Below are 1,759 nucleotides of genomic sequence, written 5' to 3' on the forward strand. Positions count from 1 at the left end.
CCCCGAAACCTCGGTCCAGCGGATCCGGCTTCCCTCGCCATCGAACACGGCCTGCTGCACAGCACCCTCCCTGTCGGTCTTGATCACCGCTTCCGACCATACATCGACGCCGAGGTATTACGTCAACACAGTATCGATGGATCGCTGTACAGCGTCGACGTACGGCCGACGTACGGAAGAATGCGGGCATGCTCGAACTCGCCATCCTGGGATTCCTGTACGAGGCCCCGCTGCACGGATACGTCCTGCGCCGTCACATCGCGGCGCTCACCGGGCATGTGAGGCCGGTCGCGGAGAGCACGCTGTATCCGGCGATCAAGCGCCTGGAGAAGGCCGGGCTNNCGGCGCCGGCTGGCCGAGCCCGGGCAGCGCGAGATCACGGACGAGAACCAGTGGTTCGTCCTGCTCGCCTTCCTGCGCCACCTCGCGGACCCCACCGCCCAGGCCGCGGTGCTGAGCCGACGGCTCGCCTTCCTGGAGGAGCCGACGAGTTTCTTCTACGACGGCGACCGGCCGGTCCGCGCCGAGNNTCCCGGGACCGGACGGGTGCCGAGGTCGGCCACGCGATAGCCGTTCGGGTAGCCCTTGATCTCCCGGTTCTGGCGGGCGAAGTGGGGTGCGCGGCGCGGCGGCAGCAGCCGCACCATCCGGCCGCGGGCCCGGACAACGTGGCGCACCAGGGCTACGGCGGCCGGGCCTGGCCTCTCATAGCGGAACGCGTTCAGCAGCGGCTCGTCGAGCAGTGCGAGCACACCTGTGCGCAGCAGGGGCGCCAGGGGGCGCGGGTACCAGGACGTCATCAGGCCGAGGGTGGCGTCCGAGACGCGCCGGGCCCCTTCGTCCCAGCCGAAGTTCGCCTCCTCGTAGGTGTCGAGAAGGGTTTCGAACTCTTCGTAGGTCTTGGGGAGATCGGGGATGCCCATGTGCCGGCCGAGGGTCCGGTAGTACTCGGTGGCGGCGACGATCTCGTGCCGGGACAGCCGGCGCCAGCCGTAGGTGTCGATCCAGCGCTTGGGCACCACGACGAAGGTGCTGAGCACATACCGCATATCGTCGTCGCTGATGTCGTAGCTGCGGTGCATCTGGTTGATGCGGCGGATCGCCGTGCGACCCTGTTCGGCGGCGAAGCCGTGCTCGACGACGGTGTCGAGGAGCAGCGCGGTGTCGTCGTACCGCTTCTGCGTGCGGTCGGTCAGCTCGGCGGTGCGCGCGAGGAGCCGGCCGATGCTCGGGACGGCGTAGGTGCGGTACAGGGCCAGTTCGAGGGCGCGCGTGTAGTCCCAGGGGAATTCGTAGACGGCGCTGAGCCGGTAGATCTCCGGGGCGTCCGCCACCGGGTCCAGCCGACGGATCCGCTCCAGGCGCTCGAAGCGCTTCACCGTGTCGCCCCCTTCTGTCGCCGGATGCCAACTCTATGTGGAGCGCGGGGAGATGAACCATCACCGATCTCCCCATTTCGAAAGGAGGACGGGCGCCCTTGTTCTGTGGGTTCCGCGCCCTTCGCGGCCCCCGGGTGGGGGCGGTCTGGGGAAGTCCCGTGGAGACCGTGGTCGATTCGCCCCCGTCCAGGGGGAAAGTTGCAGGTCCGCGTGGTGTGAGGAGTCGTGACAAGGGCCTTCCGTCCGCATAGGGTGCGCGCGATTGGACAAGCCACTGGGAGGCAGGGATGGCCGGGACGGACGATGGGGCCGTCGCCGCCGCGGACGATGCGCTGTATGTGCTGACGGCGGTGCTGCTGACGCCGGCGCAGTTCCCGAGC

General features: G+C 68.8%; 1 protein-coding gene and 1 pseudogene. One reads left to right on the forward strand and one right to left on the reverse strand.

What is annotated here, in order from left to right; genetic code table 11:
* Window positions 1–188: 188 nt before the first annotated feature.
* A pseudogene (locus CCN72_RS26955) lies at window positions 189–528 on the forward strand (PadR family transcriptional regulator); the annotation flags it as partial.
* Here CCN72_RS26955 and CCN72_RS26960 read toward each other — a convergent pair.
* The gene (locus CCN72_RS26960) at window positions 498–1,379 is read right to left on the reverse strand and encodes an oxygenase MpaB family protein (protein ID WP_086810374.1); all 882 of its coding nucleotides are present in this window, start codon (window positions 1,377–1,379) and stop codon (window positions 498–500) included. The pseudogene CCN72_RS26955 and the gene CCN72_RS26960 sit on opposite strands and share 31 nt — an antisense overlap.
* Window positions 1,380–1,759 lie beyond the last annotated feature (380 nt).

The sequence above is a fragment of the Streptomyces murinus genome, assembly GCF_002154555.1.
GTDB classification, from domain to species: Bacteria; Actinomycetota; Actinomycetes; order Streptomycetales; family Streptomycetaceae; genus Streptomyces; species Streptomyces murinus.